Annotated in this window: 16 protein-coding genes; 10 read left to right on the top strand and 6 right to left on the bottom strand. The window is 67.9% G+C overall.

Annotated features, from left to right (window positions below):
- The first annotated feature begins 37 nt into the window (after positions 1 to 37).
- The 3 genes from KPL57_RS02900 to KPL57_RS02890 all read left to right on the top strand — a co-directional run bounded on the left by KPL57_RS02900 (position 38) and on the right by KPL57_RS02890 (position 1,570).
- Complete coding sequence (locus KPL57_RS02900) at positions 38 to 184, top strand: hypothetical protein (protein ID WP_226350331.1); 147 nt, start codon at positions 38 to 40, stop codon at positions 182 to 184.
- 74 nt (positions 185 to 258) lie between these two features.
- Entirely contained in the window at positions 259 to 1,308 is a 1,050-nt protein-coding gene (locus KPL57_RS65820; protein WP_264197576.1) for a MucR family transcriptional regulator, read from the top strand.
- 28 nt (positions 1,309 to 1,336) lie between these two features.
- Positions 1,337 to 1,570: a hypothetical protein gene (locus tag KPL57_RS02890; protein WP_226350330.1), complete on the top strand. Its 234-nt coding sequence runs from the start codon at positions 1,337 to 1,339 to the stop codon at positions 1,568 to 1,570.
- Here the strand turns inward: KPL57_RS02890 and KPL57_RS02885 are convergent.
- The gene (locus KPL57_RS02885) at positions 1,557 to 2,579 is read right to left on the bottom strand and encodes a phenylacetaldoxime dehydratase family protein (RefSeq protein ID WP_226350329.1); all 1,023 of its coding nucleotides are present in this window, start codon (positions 2,577 to 2,579) and stop codon (positions 1,557 to 1,559) included. The two genes, KPL57_RS02890 and KPL57_RS02885, sit on opposite strands and share 14 nt — an antisense overlap.
- 110 nt (positions 2,580 to 2,689) lie before the next feature.
- On the opposite strand from KPL57_RS02885, the gene KPL57_RS02880 reads away from it, so the two are divergent.
- Positions 2,690 to 3,238, top strand: coding sequence for a hypothetical protein (locus KPL57_RS02880; protein WP_226350328.1), 549 nt, complete (start codon positions 2,690 to 2,692; stop codon positions 3,236 to 3,238).
- A 49-nt stretch (positions 3,239 to 3,287) separates the two neighbouring features.
- On the opposite strand, the gene KPL57_RS02875 is transcribed toward KPL57_RS02880, so the two are convergent.
- Together KPL57_RS02875 and KPL57_RS02870 are read right to left on the bottom strand one after the other, a co-directional pair.
- Positions 3,288 to 4,733, bottom strand: a complete 1,446-nt coding sequence (locus tag KPL57_RS02875) for an aldehyde dehydrogenase (protein WP_226350327.1) — start codon at positions 4,731 to 4,733, stop codon at positions 3,288 to 3,290.
- Positions 4,734 to 4,840: 107 nt separating this feature from the next.
- Positions 4,841 to 5,821: a helix-turn-helix domain-containing protein gene (locus KPL57_RS02870; RefSeq protein WP_226350326.1), complete on the bottom strand. Its 981-nt coding sequence runs from the start codon at positions 5,819 to 5,821 to the stop codon at positions 4,841 to 4,843.
- 296 nt (positions 5,822 to 6,117) lie between these two features.
- Between KPL57_RS02870 and KPL57_RS02865 the strand changes: the two genes are divergently transcribed.
- The 6 genes from KPL57_RS02865 (at position 6,118) to KPL57_RS02840 (ending at position 12,132) form a co-directional block, all read left to right on the top strand.
- Positions 6,118 to 7,176 carry a phenylacetaldoxime dehydratase family protein gene (locus KPL57_RS02865; RefSeq protein WP_226350325.1) on the top strand — a complete coding sequence of 353 codons (1,059 nt, stop codon included), beginning with the start codon at positions 6,118 to 6,120 and terminating at the stop codon, positions 7,174 to 7,176.
- Positions 7,177 to 7,611: 435 nt separating this feature from the next.
- Complete coding sequence (locus KPL57_RS02860; protein WP_226350324.1) at positions 7,612 to 8,115, top strand: hypothetical protein; 504 nt, start codon at positions 7,612 to 7,614, stop codon at positions 8,113 to 8,115.
- 181 nt (positions 8,116 to 8,296) lie between these two features.
- Complete coding sequence (locus tag KPL57_RS02855; RefSeq protein WP_226350323.1) at positions 8,297 to 9,853, top strand: DUF4041 domain-containing protein; 1,557 nt, start codon at positions 8,297 to 8,299, stop codon at positions 9,851 to 9,853.
- Positions 9,854 to 10,006: 153 nt separating this feature from the next.
- Positions 10,007 to 10,645 (top strand): hypothetical protein, encoded by a 639-nt coding sequence (locus KPL57_RS02850; protein WP_226350322.1) that lies wholly within the window; start codon positions 10,007 to 10,009, stop codon positions 10,643 to 10,645.
- A gap of 282 nt (positions 10,646 to 10,927) precedes the next feature.
- Entirely contained in the window at positions 10,928 to 11,446 is a 519-nt protein-coding gene (locus KPL57_RS02845) for a hypothetical protein (protein ID WP_226350321.1), read from the top strand.
- A 209-nt stretch (positions 11,447 to 11,655) separates the two neighbouring features.
- Complete coding sequence (locus tag KPL57_RS02840) at positions 11,656 to 12,132, top strand: VOC family protein (RefSeq protein WP_226350320.1); 477 nt, start codon at positions 11,656 to 11,658, stop codon at positions 12,130 to 12,132.
- A 293-nt stretch (positions 12,133 to 12,425) separates the two neighbouring features.
- Here the strand turns inward: KPL57_RS02840 and KPL57_RS02835 are convergent, their stop codons facing one another.
- From KPL57_RS02835 to KPL57_RS02825, 3 genes are all read right to left on the bottom strand, one after another.
- Positions 12,426 to 12,758: a hypothetical protein gene (locus KPL57_RS02835; protein ID WP_226350319.1), complete on the bottom strand. Its 333-nt coding sequence runs from the start codon at positions 12,756 to 12,758 to the stop codon at positions 12,426 to 12,428.
- Positions 12,759 to 13,009: 251 nt separating this feature from the next.
- On the bottom strand, positions 13,010 to 14,014 hold the full coding sequence (locus tag KPL57_RS02830) for a hypothetical protein (protein ID WP_226350318.1): 1,005 nt from the start codon (positions 14,012 to 14,014) through the stop codon (positions 13,010 to 13,012).
- A 1-nt stretch (position 14,015) separates the two neighbouring features.
- Positions 14,016 to 15,980 carry a DEAD/DEAH box helicase gene (locus KPL57_RS02825; protein ID WP_226350641.1) on the bottom strand — a complete coding sequence of 655 codons (1,965 nt, stop codon included), beginning with the start codon at positions 15,978 to 15,980 and terminating at the stop codon, positions 14,016 to 14,018.
- Positions 15,981 to 16,542 lie beyond the last annotated feature (562 nt).

Below are 16,542 nucleotides of genomic sequence, written 5' to 3'. Positions count from 1 at the left end.
ACCGACCGGGCGAGGTCGTACAGGTCCCGGCTCGACCGTGTCCGAGCTGGTCCGGGAGGAGTTCGGCGACGGGATCGTCTCGGCCATCGGCTTCGAGCTCGCCATGGCACGGGTCGCCGATCCGGAGGGCGACCGCCTCGTGATCACCCTGAACGGGAAGGTCCTCCCCTACCGCGTCCGGTGAGACGCGGCGTCCCGACCTCGTGACAGGCACACCACCCCCTGATTAGTCTCACTGTGACTAGTCAGGGGGGTGTGATGTCGGAGGCTGCATTCGACAGCGGTGTTCGTAGCTCCCGCCCGCTCGGGCGGCTCGCCGACGGGACGGTGTTCCACGTCCCGATCGGCGTCATGCAGATCGACGTCGAGCACGCCCGGTGCCACCTCTGTGGCGACTGGTTCCGCTCGGTGGGCGCCCACCTGCGGGCACACGGCTGGGACCGGGCCGGCTACCGCGAGGCCTTCGGGCTGGAACGGAGCCAGCCGCTCGAGGGCCGGGCCACCCGGGAGCGGCGGGCCCGCGCCATGGAACGGCGACGCCGGGACGATCCCGCGGTGCGGGCCGGGTGCGAGGTCGGACGACAGTGGGCCGCGACCGGCCGACTGTCCCGGCTGGCGGCATCGGCGGCGCGCGGACGCCGCCAGCCCGAGCAGCGCCGCCGCAAGACCCTGCTGACCCTGGCCGCGATCCCGCCCCGGGTACGCCACGAGGCCGCCGGCCGGGCGTCGGTGGCCCGCCTGCGTGCGGTGGCACAGCGTGCGGCCGACGACGCCGGGTTCGCCGACGTCGGGAGCCTCGTGCGGAGCCGTCTGACCGACGGCGGAAGCCTGGCCGGGCTGAGCCGGGCCGCCGGACTGCACAAGGACTGGTTCAGCCGGCACCTGCGGACCGTGGACCCGGACACCGCGCGCGAGGTGGCGGAGATGGTCTCCGGGCCGCGCCCGCCGCGGCACGACGCGGAGCTGTCCCGCCGGATCCGCGGATTCGACGACGTCGGGGCCTTCCTCCGCCGGCGCCATCTCGTCGAGCACCGCTCGGTGCGGGCGATCGCCGAGGAGGTCGGCATGAGCCGGTACGCCGTCACGGCCGCGATGGAACGGCACGGCGTCACCCTCACCCCGCACGTGACGGTGCGGACGGCGGCCCGGGACCACGCCGGCCGGGTGGCCGACACGCACGGGTTCGCGGATCTCGACGCCTACCTCCGCGACCGCCGGGAAGCGGGCTGGAGCTGGCGGCGGATCGCGGACGAGTGCGGCCGGCCACCGACCTGGCTCCGCCGGCACGCGGGCCCCACCGCCCGATGAACCCGTCCGACCCGATCGAGGACTCCTGATGGACAGCGCCGACTCCGCTCTCCGGTGCAGCAACGACGGGTGCAACCGGTCGTGGACGCCTGCCCCCGGGGAGCACCTGCCCCTGACCCCGGTCGACGAGCGACTGGCCTCGGGCGCGCGACGGTGGCATCCCTGCCCGGACTGCCTGCGCGACGACGGCCCGGCCGCCGGCCTGTCCCACCGGGTGCGGGAACGGACGGCCCGCGAGCTGGCCGCGATCACCGAGGACTGATCGCCGCGTTCGCGAGCAGCCCCGTCCCCGGAACACAGCCCGCGTACTCGAACCACTGTTCATGGGGCGCCGCGACGGCGACCTCGTGGTAGAGCCGCAGGGCACTACGACCGCCCTGCGCCCGGACCGCGCGTCCGAACGCGCCGAAGATCGCCAGGTGGGTGCGGTGCGACGCCGACCATCGCTCCAGGTCGGCCATGGTGCGCCACCAGCCCAGCCCGTAGGTGCGCTCGACGGGGTCACCGTCGTCGTCGACGACGGTGAGGAAGCGGTTGCTCAGGCATCCCGCGGCCGGCCCGCCGGGACCCGCGAGATGGTCCATGCCCTCGTGCAGGCGCGGCGCGATCGCGTCGAGGTAGGTCCTGCGTTCGTCGTCGCCGGTGTCGGACCAGTCCTGGCCGGACCGGATCAGGCACACGCTCCCCCGTCCCCGCACCCGGACGCGGTCGTCCACGACGGTCGCCCAGGGGGTGAACGGGTCGCCCAGGGCCTCCGTCGCCGATGCCGGCATCCGGTCACGCATGCTGCCCCAGTAGCCGTGCTCGACGACCGCGTCCGAGAACCGCTCCGCGACGACGGCCACGCCCTCGGGCCGGCTGCGCGCTCCCGCGATCGTCTCCAGCCGACGGACCGACGGCCGGACCGCCTCGATCCATCGACCACCATCGGCCGGGGACAGCCACGCCTCCCGGTGGGCGTCGAACCACCGCTCGAAGGCGAGCGGGTCGGTCCAGTACGCGGCGACGACGGTCTCCGCGGGGCGGTCGTCCCTCCCGGCGGAGACCGCACGGTCGTGATGGCGGGGCCCGTCCGCACCCCGCAGGGCGGAACCGAGGTCATCGGTGCGCCCCGCACCCTGCGCTCCGAGGAACGCGATCACCACCTGCCGGACGTCGGGCTCGGCCCACGCCGAGAACGACGGGTAGGGCGGGTGGTGGCCGTCCGGGGACGCCGCCTCCAGGACGCGGGCCTCCCGCAGGTGCGGCGGGATCGCGGAGTCCAGGGGCATGGACCAACCTCCGTGCGTCGGCGTCACGTCCATCATCGCCGAGAAACCGCATCCGCGGACTGTGCAGACGATCGTTTCCGCACATCCGGGTCTCGATCTAGTCTGCTCCCATGCCCACGACGCGTGCTCTGCTGCTCGCCCTCCTCACGACGGCGGCGCTGGTCAGCGGCTGCGGGTCCCCCGCCCCCGCCGCGCCGGCCCCGGCCCCGGCGGCGACGACCACCGCCACGGCACCGACGCCGGGCGAGGTGGCCGTGTCCGGAGACGTCCGCGCGCCGCGGACCTGGAGCCGCGCCGACCTCGCGGCCCTGCCCCAGACGACGGTGACCGTCCGCTACGGCAGCGGCAAGGGCCCGCAGGAGCACACCCTGAGCGGGGTGCCGCTCGTCCGGCTGCTCCCGCCGGAGGCACTCGCCACCACCGACGCGAAGAACGACCTGCTGTCCTTCGGGGTCCTCGCGGTCGGCGCCGACGGGTACCGCGCCCTCGTCTCCTACGGCGAGGCCTCCCCCGACTTCGGCAACCGTGGCCTGCTCGTGGCTCTGACCGAGGACGGGAAGCCGCTGGACCGGCCCCGGGTCGCCGTGCCGGGTGACGTGAAGGGCGGCCGCTACGTGAGCGACCTGGTCGAGCTGCGGGTCGCACGGATCGGCGGCTGAGCCGGCGTACGGCCGCCGCCCCGGACCGGTAGGGCGACGGCCGTCGGTCTCACGGCGCCAGGTAGATGGACTTCAGCGCCTGGTAGGCGACCAGCCCCTCGGGTCCGAGCTCGCGACCCAGCCCGGACTGCTTGACACCACCGAACGGTGCGGCCGGGTCGGGCAGGTAGGCGTTGATGCCGATCGTCCCGGTCTGCACCCTGGCCGCGACCGCCTCGCCCCGCTCGGGATCCGAGGTCCACACGCTGCCACCGAGACCGAAGTCGGACTCGTTGGCGATCCGGACGGCGTCGTCGACATCGGCGTAGGAGATCACCGAGAGGACCGGCCCGAAGATCTCCTCCTGGGCGATCGTGTGCCGGTTGTCGACGTCGGCGAACACGGTCGGCTCGACGAACCAGCCGCGGTCGAGCCCTGCCGGGCGTCCACCGCCAGTGGTGATCCGGGCACCCTCGCCGGCCCCCTTGGCGATGTAGCCCTCGATCCGGTCCCGCTGCCGCGACGACGCGACCGGGCCGATCTGGGTCCGCTCGTCGAGGGCGTCGCCGACCTGGAGACTGCGGGCGAACCCGGTCAGCGTGTCGACGACCTCGGCGTAGCGCGACGAGGGCGCCAGGATGCGTGTGCCCAGGTAGCAGGTCTGGCCGTTGTTGAGCAGGGTCGCGCCGAACAGGCTCTCGAGGTTCGAGGCGAGGTCGGCGTCGTCGAGGACGATCGCCGCCGACTTGCCACCCAGTTCGAGGGTGACCGGACGCAGCAGCCGTGCGCAGGTCTCGGCGACGGTCCGGCCCGCCGCCGTCGACCCGGTGAAGGCGACCTTGTCGACCTGCGGGTGCTCGATCAGGTACTGGCCGGTGTCCCGACCGCCCTGGACGATGTTCACCACGCCCGCCGGGAGGCCCGCGGCGGCCGCCGCCTCGGCGAACAGCTGCGCGTCGAGGACGGTCTCCGGGCTGGGCTTGAGCACGATCGTGCAGCCCATCGCGAGCGCCGGCCCGAGCTTGAACGCGGCGAGGGTCTGCGGGTAGTTCCACGGCACGATCCCGGCGACCACGCCGATCGGCTTGCGGGTCACCCGGATCCGCCCGCCCATCAGCCCGTCGCGGACCTCGTCGAGCTCGGTGCTGCGGATCAGGCCGGCGTAGTAGCGCAACAGCACCTGGGGGAAGACGCCCTCCAGCTGGGCGGCGATCGAGATCGGCATGCCGTTCTGCGACGCCACCCGACGGGCCATCTCGGGCGCGCGGGCGTCGAGCTCGTCGGCGAGCCGCTCCATCACCGCGGCCCGGTCCGCGGGCGCCCACATCGCCCAGCCCGACGGGTCGTCGAACGCGGCACGAGCGGCCGCGACAGCGGCGTCGACGTCCCGCTCGACGGCCTCGGGAACCCGGCCGATGACCTCCTCCGTACTGGCGGAGACGACCTCGATGGTGCGCGACGACGACGGGGAGACCCACTCCCCGCCGATGTACAGGGACTCGTACACGGTGCTCACTGCGACTCCTTCGTCGGACTGCGATGCACGACAGCACACTTCCGCTGCTTCGGTTATCAGTCGACCATAGTTCCGCAGATGCGGTGATCGCGTCCACACGTGTCGCCTCAGCGCCCTCCGCGACCGGCCTCCCCCGACCGGACGGGCTCGAGCTCCTCCGCCCGGTAGCGCGCCGGTGAGCAGCCGAACCGCGCCCGGAACGCACGGCCGAACCACGCCGGGCTCGGGTACCCCCATCGAGCGCCCACCTCGGCCACCGTCAGGTGCGCGAACCTGGCGTCGCCCAGCTCGGCCCGGCACCGTCGTAGCCGTTGCTCCCGGATGACGGCGGCGACGGAGGTGCCGGTCTCGGCGAAGAGCCGGTGCAGGTGCCCCACCGAGATCCCGCACCGCGCCGCGACGAGGGCGGGCCCGAGATCGGCCTCGGGGAGCAGCCCCTCGATGACCTCGCGGGCCCGTTCGACGTGGACCGACCCGGACGCCTGCCCGTCGGACTGGCTGCCGGCGAGGATGGCGAACAGGTTCGCCATGGTGCGCTGCACGCCGTCGAGGGCCGGACCGGACAGCTCCGCGGCGGCGACCCGGTGCAGCGAGTCGAGAAGCGTGGCGACGACCGCCCCCATGCCGTCCCTGCCGTCGAACCGCACGGCCCGCATCCGGGCCACCTGCGCCCGACGCACACCCGCCATGCCGATCGGCTGCGTGCAGATGGTGTAGTCGAACGGGTCGACGGCGGTCAGCGTGAACGGGCTCCCGCCGTCCAGGACGACGACGTCTCCGGCGCCCAGCACGACCTCGCGACCACCCTGCACCGCCACCGAGCGGCCCTGCCGGATCAGCGCGGCATGCAGCCCGGCCTCGACCGAGGGGTCGATGTGACGCTGCGCCCTGACGAACCGGTGGGGTCCGGCGGCGAGGCGGGACACGCGACCGGCGCCGAGCCGCGTCCCGGAGATCCTGCCGGAGACCGTCCGGCCCGCCCGGGGAAGCACGTCCAGGGTCCCGAGCTGGGCGTGCACCGAGGACAACCAGCGCGCGAGCCTCTCCCCCTCGGGCACCGTCGCGGTGTCGAACTCGAGCACGGTCATCCGCGATCTCCGCCGCGACGTCGGGCGGGCGCCCCCTCCGTGGGAGTCGCACGAACTTGACCGTGCCGACACAGTGCACGCGGCGAGCCGACGGCCGCCCGATGACCCGCACACCAGACTGATGTCGCTGTTGCTCCTGATAGAGACGATATCGGCCGCATCTGCGGAACGATACAGGCAGCCACCGACGACTACGTCAATACGTCACTACTCATTGACTGATGCAGGCAGCCGCTCCTACCTTCCCGCCACCGCCCATCAGGGCGCGGAACCAGAGCACCAGCCGGGAGCACGCCATGGAATCAGCCATCGACACCCACCTGCAGTGCCCGCGGACACTGTCCCGCCGCGTCGCGGACGACTACCGGCCGCCGTTCCCGATGTTCGTCGCCCGTGCCGGCAACGACCTCACGCAGGTGGTGATGGGCTACTTCGGCGTCCAGTACCGCGGCGAGGACCACCGCGCGGAGGCGCTGCGCACGTTGCGGGAGATCGTCGGCCAGTTCGCGCTCCCGGACGGCCCCGGCGAGTACGACACCACCGAGCACACCGACGCACAGGACCACGTCAACCTGATCGCCGTCGGCTACTGGCGGGATCCGGCGACCTACGAGCGCTGGCTGTCCGGCCCCGACGTCGCCGGCTGGTGGAACTCCGACGAGCGCCTCGCGGCCGACGTCGGGGTCTTCCGCGAGATCCTCTCGCCGCGTGCCGACCAGTTCGAGACGCTCTACGCCTTCACCGAGGACTTCCCCGGCGTCGGAGCGATCATGGACGGCGTCAGCGGCGAGATCGAGGAACACGGCTACTGGGGCTCGATGCGCGACCGCATCCCGCTCTCGCAGACCGAATGGCTCGGCGCCGACGGGGAGCTGACGGCCTCCGAGGACCCGTCGCGCCGAGGCCGGGTCCTCGTACGACCCCACGGCAACATCGCGCTGATCCGCTCGGGCCAGGACTGGGCCGAGGCCGGCGAGCGGGAGCGGACCCTCTACTCCGAGGAGATCGAACCGGTCCTCCGCCAGGGGATGGACTTCCTGCGCGACAACGGAAAGGACATCGGCTGCTACAGCAACCGGTACGTCCGCTACATCGACCTCGACGGCAACTCCGTCGACAAGTCCTACAACATCGGCCACTGGCGCTCGCTCGACCTGCTGGAGCGCTGGGCCGAGTCCCACCCCACGCACCTGCGGATCTTCGTGACCTTCTTCCGGGTCGTCGAGCAGCTCGAGAAGCTCCGGCTCTACCACGAGGTCTCGGTCTTCGACGCCGGCGACCAATACTACGAGTACGTCAACTGCCACCCGGCGACGGGGCTGCTGCGCGACGCGGTGGTGCCGGCCCGGGCCTGACCTCATCGGACGCCGGGTGCGCCGCAGGAGCGCACCCGGCGGAGAGGACCGGGGGCGAGGACGCGTCGCTCCCGAGCGGAGCTGCCTGACTGCCGGACCGAGCAGGCAGGACCCACTCACCGCGGTCGATCGTGCAGCAGACCTCGAACGTGCACTTCAGGCGATGGAGCGGGCGACGGGAATCGAATCACGAAGCCAGAGCTCGGAAGGCCCGACCCTGACATCTCACACAGCCCCCTGCGCTGCGACGACGGTGGAGCTCGCAGCGCAGGGGCCGCAGGAACGACCGTGCTTGCGGTTCGCGCCACAAACGGATGCACGTCGAGCAGGAGGATTCTCGATCATCAGCCCTGATGATCGACGTTAACGACCGTGCGGTCTCGATCGTCTTCACGGGTGCCACCGACACAGTGGCGCGACCTACGGGGAGAGACCGTGAAGAAGATCAGCCGCCGCACCGCCGTCCTCGTGGGCATCCCCCTCGGCCTCCTGCTCGCCGGCGGTATCGCCTTCGCCATCGTCGTCCTCACCACCACCATCGGAGGCACGACCGGCTTCATCGACTCCACCGCCTCAGCCAAGGTCGCCGGCGCGTCAGGCACCAAGTCATCGGCCGACTGCTCGAACGTCACCGTGGACAGCACCACCGCGGTGACGGTCAACCCGCTTGTCTCACGCACGCTCGTCGAGGGCAAGACGCCCGAGGTGATTCCCGGATCCTGCTCCGTGTCCATTCGCATCGAGAGCACCGGCCAGGTGCCGCTGATGACGTCCTCGTTCACCCCCGAGCGCGTACCGAACGGTTGGACCATCAGTCAGTCGAACACGCCGTACGCCCAGATCAACCCGGGACAGAGCGGCACGGTCGTGCTCTCGGTCTCCGCCAATGCGCAGGCCACCGCCGGCACCATCTCCGGACGCATCACCTCGTCGTCCTGAGCGGCGATGTTCACGCGAGATAGCGGCAGACCCCACACGAATCAGCGGCCGTCCCGTCTCGGAGTCCGGCTCGACCGACCGGCTCGTCTCGCGACCTCCGGTTGCTTGACGATCCGGCCTCGCCAACCTGGTTTTTGATGGGGACGATCGACGAGAACGCCGTCCAGTTCCAGGAGCGCACATGGGCAGACCCGACCAGCCACCACCTCGACGCCCGGAGGAGAACCGATCGGTCGGTCTGCTCGGCGCCCGGCGGGCGTTGCGCGAAGCCGAAGTCGAGAACGCCGAGCTCCACCTCCGAGTCGGTGAGCTGGAGTCCCTCCTGCACGCCAACGGTCAACGCGCGCGCCAGGAGATCGGGGCGCTCCGCCAGGAGGTGGGAGAGCTTCGCCGGCAGAACGTGGGACTGCGCAACCGTGACGCGGTCGCCTTCGAGCAGGAAGCGGAGCAGGCCGGTGCACAGCTGGCGCAGGTCCGCGCCACGCTGGCAGCCGCTACGGACTCCGTGCGGACCGAGCATCTGCGGGCACGGGAGATCGCGGAGCAGAGCCGGGCCGTTCTCTCCGAAGCGGTGATCGTGTCCGACCGAATCCTGACGACGGCCCGGGCGAAGGCCGTCGATCGGGAACGAGCGGTCGATGCCGAGCTCGCAGAGCGCCGGGCACGCATCGCCGAGTTGGACCGGCAGATCGTCGTCACCGAGGACCTGGCCATGCTGCAGGAGGCCGGAATCTACGAGTTCCGGCATCGCCTCGCGGACGCCGTCGCCTACAAGTCCCGCCTGGAGGATCTGAAGGACCGGTACAAATCCCTGCAACGCAACGACGAGGCAGTACTGGCTGCTTCCGGTTGGACCGTGAACGGGTCGGCAACCGAAGGCAAGCGGATGCTGCGCGACTACACCAAGCTGATGCTGCGTGCCTACAACGCCGAGGCCGACAACTGCATCCGCACGATGCGACCCCATCGCCTCGCCGCCTCGATCGACCGGCTCACGAAGGCCCGCGACACCATCGCCAAACTCGGGCGGACGATGCAGATCCGGGTCAGCGAGTCCTACCACCGGGCACGGGTCGAGGAACTCGAACTCACCGCTGACTACCTCACCCACCAGGAGCAGGAGAAGGAACGCGTCCGCGCCGAACGTGAACGCCAGCGCGACGAGGACGCGGCCCGAAAGGAGTTCGAGCGAGAGAAGGCTCGGCTCCTCAAGGAGCAGAACCACTGGAGGCTCGTGCAGGAGAGGTGGCGTGCGCAGGGGGACGACGCAAAGGTGGCCGAGGCCGAGACGAAACTCGACCAACTCCATTCCGCCATCGAGGGCGTCGAGTCGCGCGAGGCGAACATCCGCACCGGTCACGTCTACGTGATCTCGAACGTCGGAGCGTTCGGCGAGCACATGGTCAAGATCGGTATGACCCGCCGACTCGATCCCCACGACCGCGTCCGGGAGCTGGGCGACGCATCGGTTCCGTTCAAGTTCGACATCCACGCCCTGGTGTTCAGCTCCGACGCCGTCGGCCTGGAGAACCGCCTTCATCGCGAACTCGCCGACCGCCGCGTCAACCGGGTCAACCTGCGGCGGGAGTTCTTCCACGCCACACCGGCGGAAGTCCTCGAGGTACTACGCCGTACCGATCAGGGCGACAACGTCCTGCACTTCACCGAACTCGCCGAAGCTGAGGAATGGCGCGCGAGCCGCACGATCGCCGCCGACGGCGCCGCCGTCCCGGCCTGATCCGCCCCGGAGAACACGATGTCCCCCACCGCCTGGCGGCCGCCGCCGAACTGGCCCACACCTCCCGAGGGCTGGACACCTCCACCGGGCTGGCAGCCCGACCCGACCTGGGGCCCCGCTCCTCCCGGATGGTCGTTCTGGGCCGACCCTGTCGTGGAAACGGAGGACGCAGGACCCGCTGACGACGAACCGTTGCTCGGCCACCGAGCAGCCCGGAAATGGCGCCAGAGCGAAACCGCGCTGAGACAATGCCTCGAACCGGGCGAACAGGTACGCGGGTTCTTCCAGGCGAACACCTTGCGTCCGCTGACCGACTACATCGCCGTGACCACGACGCGGATCCTCGGCGGCCTGGTCTCCGACCTCTCTCGCACTCCTCCGCAGCTGCGCGACGCGCGGCTGGCCGACATCGTCGCCCTCGAGTCCGAGTCCGCCGCGCTCACCCGCCTCCCGAGACTGTCCGCACGTATGCGGAACGGCGAGCAGGTGTTCCTCGGGCAGCTCCTGGTCGGCGACGACGAACAGCTGCTCCGCGCCGCCGCGACACTCCCCGAGCGACCGCACCCGACGCCGCCGCCGCCTCAGGCCACCGCGCAGCCCGACCCACAGAAAGCGGACAGCGCCGCTGACGTGCGGGTGGATACACCGGCTCCGACGAACGTCACCCCTACCGTCACCGAGCTGGAGAACGACGACTCGACGACCCTCGAACAGCGCCTCGGAAGACTGCTCGACGAGGCGGTGATCGACGATCAGCAAGCACGCTACATACGGTCGGTGTTACGTCCCTGACCAGATGACAACCGGGCAGGCACGCATCTCGCCGGCGAAGAGCGGGGGACGCGCAGCTGCGCCGCCGCGATTCGGGACGGGACTCCCGGTCGGCGCTTCCGCCTCGCCGGATCAGGGTCATCACTTCAGATGAGCCGCCAGTCGGCGGCATAACACTGGACCGTTCGGCACGATGGACGTGCCGAATGGGTCGTGTCGGGCGACCCGGACCGATTCGGGGACCACACGATGATCACCAGCCGCCGGAGGCGTCCCCTCTCTCACGTCGCAGTCGGCGGCTCCGTGGCGATCGCGCTCGTGGCCGCGCTGACCGGCGCGAGCATGCTGTCGTTCGCTCAGGCCTCCCCCACGGTGACGTCCGCACAGGAGCTGCTGGCTGCGCCGGTCGCGGTAGCGGGACCGGCGCTGGTCGATCTCTTCCCGGCACCGCCGCTCCCGGCCCGCGTCATCCCCGACGTCCCCCTCCCGACCCCGGAGCCCGAACTCACCGCAGCGGACCGCTGCGACGACCCGGCCTGGTGGAACTCGCGCACCACCGGCGACCCGGGTGACTACGTCGCCGCCTGCGGGACCTGGCCCTCGTGGATCGACCGCGGCGACGCCCCGTGCGGGCCCGACGAGCAGGACTGCAGCACCGCGGTCGAATCCCACGGGCCCGGTGCAGCGCCCTACACGGGCCCGACCGAGGGCCGGGCGTGGTCACCGGAGTACGGCTACTACGAAGGCCGCACCGACGGCCCGACCAACAGCAACGGCGAACCCTGCATGCAGGGCCGCGACAACAACGACCCCCACTGCTGAACCGCTGCACTGCGGTGGCCGGCGCTGGACGGGTGTGGATTCCCCGTCCTGCCCGTCGTAGACGGCCCCGATCCTGGTCCGATGCCGTGGTTTCGCGAGGTGGATTCCGACGCGGATGCGATGTGCGGCCCGTTCGGACCCGACGCGCGCACGAGCCGTGAACTAGCCTCGGGCCCGTGTCCGGGACCTCGATCACCCCGACGCTGTTGGTGATCTACACCGAGCAGCTGGAAGCCTGCCGCGTATTCTACACCGACCTCGGTCTGCCCCTCGTGCGAGAGCAGCACGGTGGCGGCCCCGTCCACTATGCCGCCGAGCTCGACTGCGGCCTCGTGGTGGAGCTCTACCCCGCGGACTCCGCCGAGCGCGCCACCGGTCGCCTACGTCTGGGCCTGGCCGTCCCCGCGGCCATCGCCCAGCGAATCGGGGCGAGGACGCACATCGACCCCGACGGTCGCGCTGTGGTCGTGACCGCGGCCGATCCGGTCCACTACCTCGTCACGACGCGCCGATGGGCCGAGGGCTGGGAACTCCACATCTCCGACGCCGGCGGAGCCGAGATCGGCGTCACCCAGGTCGAGGATCTGAGCGACGCCGAGCGAATGGTCCAGGACTACCTCGCCGCCTGCGACCTCCCGCCCGGCCAGATCGACACACACCCGGCCGACCCGGGAAACACACCCTGAGACGGAATCGAGCCCGCGGCCGGCACTGCCGCACGAAGTCTGTCTCACGATCAGCGCCGCTCAGCGTTCCACTGGAAGTCCGCGGCGTCGTACACGCCGACGACCTGCGACAACGATCGCCGATCGGTGCTCATGAGCTGCCCTGGCAACTCCGTTCGTCGACAGCTCGTCACGCCCGCCCGGTCCGAGTCGAGAGCATGGAGGTCCGTCGGCTGGGTGGAGCCAGGCGGCCGGGGAACCTCGACGGACAGGAGGGCTCCTCGTCCGCCACTTTCAGAGGCGACCCGGCACGGCTAGGGCGCCACGCCGTGCTCGGCGGGATCGTCACCCTGACCCTCCGGAAGCGCTGACCGGCGGCCCGCCAGGCCAGCAAGCAGCGCCACCCCGGGCGCCGGGCCATACCGCACCATCGCCGGCGAGAGGAGCGCGACGCCGGCGAGAACCGGCCGTCGACGCCCGAGCAGGTCGGTGAGCAGACCGACCAGGACGGTCCCGACGAGCATCCCGATCGGGCCGGGCTGCCGAACAGCCCGACCCGAACCACCGTCAGGCCCCAGTCCTGGTCGACGAGCACGGCCAGGCAGGGCGGCGCCGTAGGCGATGACGTCGTACCCCTCGAGCCTCATGCACGCGACGCGGAGCAGCAGGACGCTCGGCGGTGTCCGCGACACCGCCGACGTCGACGCAGCAGCCGGTCAGGCCGGCGATGCGAGGGGAAAGCGCTTGTCCAGCCAGCCGCGGATCTCCTCGGCGGCCAGCTCGTTGATGGCCCGCGAGAGTGTCACGTACAGCGTGCTCACCGGACCACCGTCTCCCAGCCCGGAACTTGAGCTGCATGAACAGAATGCATATATTGCAATCGAGAGGGCCGCACGATCTACGGACTACACCAAACTGAGGCGACAGCCACGGTCGACACCGTATCGTGAAACACCGCTAACAAATCCCGTACCTGAACAGCAGACAATTCTCCTGTCGTCATTCTTTCTTCCAGGCTCTCCCGACCTAGACCTGGCTGGAAAATCGAAATCTTACCTCGTACTCGCGGACGAGTTCGACTGAAATTTCGAGGAAAATGCCTGTCCTCCGCGCCACAAAGAATCCGCAAGGGGAACTCGCCTCCAGCAACAAGAGTCGCTCTCGGCGCCTTCCCATCAATGCGCATCAATAACTCTTGCCAGAATCCAGCGTCTGTCATCCAGCGTCGACTCTTGATGGCCTGCGCTACAACGACTTCGAGATCCTTAACGCGAACGCTTGGCGAGGCACCCCCACTCGGCTTAGCGTGCCACAAATCCAGAATAACTTCGTCGCGCCCAACTTCTAAGACGAGATAGTCAGCGAACTCCCCACCGCCATCATTATGAAGTACCCACTTGTGCCGGAGCCGGCGCGGACTCCGAATTAGGTACTCTTCGAGGTGTTGATGGATAGACTTACCTGACGCACTCCTTGCTGCAGTAGCCTTCGTCTCAGCGCACAGATTCACACCCTCCCAGCGCTCATCCAGAAATTCAACTAGCGGCATCGACTTCACACGCGAAACTGGCTCGAACAGTCGGTTTCCGACGACTGTCGATCCATCTGAGAAGAAGATGGTCGGCGGGTACTCCATCAACAGTTCTGACATCGGTCGCATTCCAGAATATCCACGCCAAGCGGAAAGCTCGGACGTGCCGCGTTCCTCGATAGTCACTCGGCCCAGAACATCGAACAATCCACTCCATACAGGCTGATCTTTGTCGAGTGGATTAAGAATCTCGACCGGCAACGGATCTAATGAGCGGAGTACAGTATTGGTGGCATGGAGATCGAGAATAGAAACTGCCAGTTCGCGTCCGACATCGACCTGCCATCCCTGCCCAACAAGCTGACCAGCCATCTCAATTGCAACGACGCGCGCCTCGGGCCATCCGCGCAGCTGCTTGCCGCGAGATAGCTGCGGCAGCAGTTGCCCTGTGACGCTTCCAGACGGCTGCCAGTAACGGGAAGCGAAGCCGGCCAGAAATGCGACGTACCCACGCAGAGGGGAGTAACGAGTCTCCCAATACCTTCATCTTCTCGCTGGCGATCCCGGAGGTGAACGAATCAGTTCCGTCGTAGACCTGAACCATCGCGTGCCCAAATGTTCCGGCGGCAGTATCCACCTCGCGTAGACCGCGGTCGACGCCCTTACCTGAATACATTCGATATGCTGCCGTACCGGGTTGCCCGCCATAGCTGTTTCGCATCCCGACTGATGAGACTGAGACTCGATCGACACTGTCGAATGCCTGTTGCATTCGCTCCGCGTCGGCAGGAATACGAGAACGCTCGGGGACAATTAGCTCGACAACTTGTCGAAGCATTGCGATACTGTCGCTATTCATCAGGAGAAGATCCGGAAGGTCCGTCCTCGTCGGGATAGCCAGAGAGATCGAGTGGAGATTGTAGCTGACACCATCAAGGCCAGGGGCTGGGTGCCATTTCGGTCGCTCAACTGCCTCCGTAATCCAAACGAGCGTTCGGCGGTCTTCACTCAGTCCCGAGTAGAGAACACGCTCGCTACGAAGAGTCCTACCTTGTTCGAGATTCGGTGGAATTAATAGCTCAGTCAAAGCTCCTTCAGGTGAATCCCAAACCAGTTCGTTCACGATAATCCGACGCAGAGGAGAAAGCGCTGCCAAGGAGACGCTAGGGTCACCTGCAGTAAAGCGCTCCGCAAACTCTCTGTTCGCAATCTCGGACTCTATTGCATCATCGATCACTCCTGGAAGTATCCGGGCCCAATCCGGATCCTCCACATAAAGTTCCCTCACCGCGCCTTGAAGCTCTGGGTAGACGTCGACATCTTTTGCTGTAACTAGAACCGACTCTTGCGGAAAGTTCCGGTCGACGCGAGCAAGGCGACCAATCATCTGAGCCGTGACCGGAAGCGATTTATGCTTGTCGTGGTAAGCGATAACACGAATGCTTGGTAGGTCGAATCCTTCTACCAGCATACCAACGACAGCAGCCCCTTTGAGCTCCCCCGAACGCAAACGCGAAACGATCTCAGTCTTCTGTTCAGGCTTCGTTCTCGAGTTTAGTACCGCAACCTCCACGCCTCTATCCCTGTAGAGGTTAGCGAGCTCATTCGCTCGGGCGATCGACCCCGCCCGGACGAGAAGCGTGCTACGAGCATGCTCCGGCATGGCCAAGGTCAGAACCACTTCAGTTGCTATTGCTAGGTCGTTCTGACGCCGAGCTTCTCGCCCACCACCTCCGACCAACTTCGCACGAACAGGCTGGAAGATTCGCTCGTCAAGCGCACGCCTTAGCGGATAATGGAAGATGTGATCACCAGGTAGTGCTTTACCATCGTAACGACGTGGAGTTGCAGTCAGCAGCATTACAGCAGCCGACTCGAAGTGCTCGATGATCGCCGCCCAGGTCGGCGCTGGAGCGTGATGCGCTTCATCTACTATGATCAGATCAAAGAGATCTTGCCGCGGACCATTATCATCGTAGTGAACTGGACTGATCGAGTTTGGCAGGCCAACGACCACATCGAATCGCTCGATGTCGGCCCAGCTATCCACTAGTCCAACCTGCTTCAACACGTCTACCTCGGGAGCTGAATCGAGCGCACCAATTCGGACAAGATCTGCCGAGCTTGCAAATGCATTCGCTAGCTGATCCCGAAGATCGGCTGTAGGCACGACAACCAGAGTTCGACCAGCTTGCGCCAAGTACCGCGCCGCTACCGCTACAGCTGTCTTCCCGGCACCAGTCGGTAGGGAAATCAGGGCGGGCGTGTGACGCCTGGTCGACCAGTGCGAAATCAAAGCACCTACGGCTCCGATCTGAGGTTGGCGCCAGCTCGGCACGGTGGGCGAGCGCCAGACAGTCAGGTCCGGCCAGACACCTCCCGTTGCCGCAGAGACTCGCGTTGAATCACTGTTGGCGTCCTCCGCCACGCTGGGCTCCTCCGCTACAACTGCTAGGAATCTATACCGTACGATCTTGCACGCTAGATCTCGAAGTGTCCAGAACTGCAGCTGACTGGTCCGCCTGATGCGCGCAAGGTTTTGATCTGTATATCGCTAGGTGAACTGATGTCAATCTAGCCCGTCGATAGCACTCTAGACGTTAAGCTGTCAATCACCCGCATAGCGAATCACCAACGGAGGACTACAACATCGGCCTCTCCTATCCTCGGACGAAGCTCCAGTTCGTATCGCCCGATCCAGGTTTCCCCGTCATCAGTTCCCTCCGGGTCATCGATCCGCGCGATACCAAGAAGGTGACTTCGAAAAAAGTCCGGGTTGTCGAGTGATCCGCTGATGATTCGACCCCGAGAACAAAACCCATGTGGCCCTCGCACTGTCGCGATCCAAGCGGACCTCACCCGAACTTCCTCCGGTTGGGCAATGGCTTCAACTAGACCGC

This window comes from Pseudonocardia sp. ICBG601 (genome assembly GCF_020496245.1).
This window is presented reverse-complemented; position numbering and strand designations above follow the sequence as displayed.

What these genes read in the sequence shown, in the direction of transcription:
- KPL57_RS02885 (WP_226350329.1), bottom strand. Translation starts at nt 2,579, where the DNA reads ATGCCCCTGGACTCCGCGATCCCGCCGCACCTGCGGGAGGCCCGCGTC.
- KPL57_RS02870 (WP_226350326.1), bottom strand. Translation starts at nt 5,821, where the DNA reads ATGACCGTGCTCGAGTTCGACACCGCGACGGTGCCCGAGGGGGAGAGG.
- KPL57_RS02835 (WP_226350319.1), bottom strand. Translation starts at nt 12,758, where the DNA reads ATGAGGCTCGAGGGGTACGACGTCATCGCCTACGGCGCCGCCCTGCCT.
- KPL57_RS02890 (WP_226350330.1), top strand. Translation starts at nt 1,337, where the DNA reads ATGGACAGCGCCGACTCCGCTCTCCGGTGCAGCAACGACGGGTGCAAC.
- KPL57_RS02880 (WP_226350328.1), top strand. Translation starts at nt 2,690, where the DNA reads ATGCCCACGACGCGTGCTCTGCTGCTCGCCCTCCTCACGACGGCGGCG.
- KPL57_RS02855 (WP_226350323.1), top strand. Translation starts at nt 8,297, where the DNA reads ATGGGCAGACCCGACCAGCCACCACCTCGACGCCCGGAGGAGAACCGA.
- KPL57_RS02830 (WP_226350318.1), bottom strand. Translation starts at nt 14,014, where the DNA reads ATGGCTGGTCAGCTTGTTGGGCAGGGATGGCAGGTCGATGTCGGACGC.
- KPL57_RS65820 (WP_264197576.1), top strand. Translation starts at nt 259, where the DNA reads ATGTCGGAGGCTGCATTCGACAGCGGTGTTCGTAGCTCCCGCCCGCTC.
- KPL57_RS02865 (WP_226350325.1), top strand. Translation starts at nt 6,118, where the DNA reads ATGGAATCAGCCATCGACACCCACCTGCAGTGCCCGCGGACACTGTCC.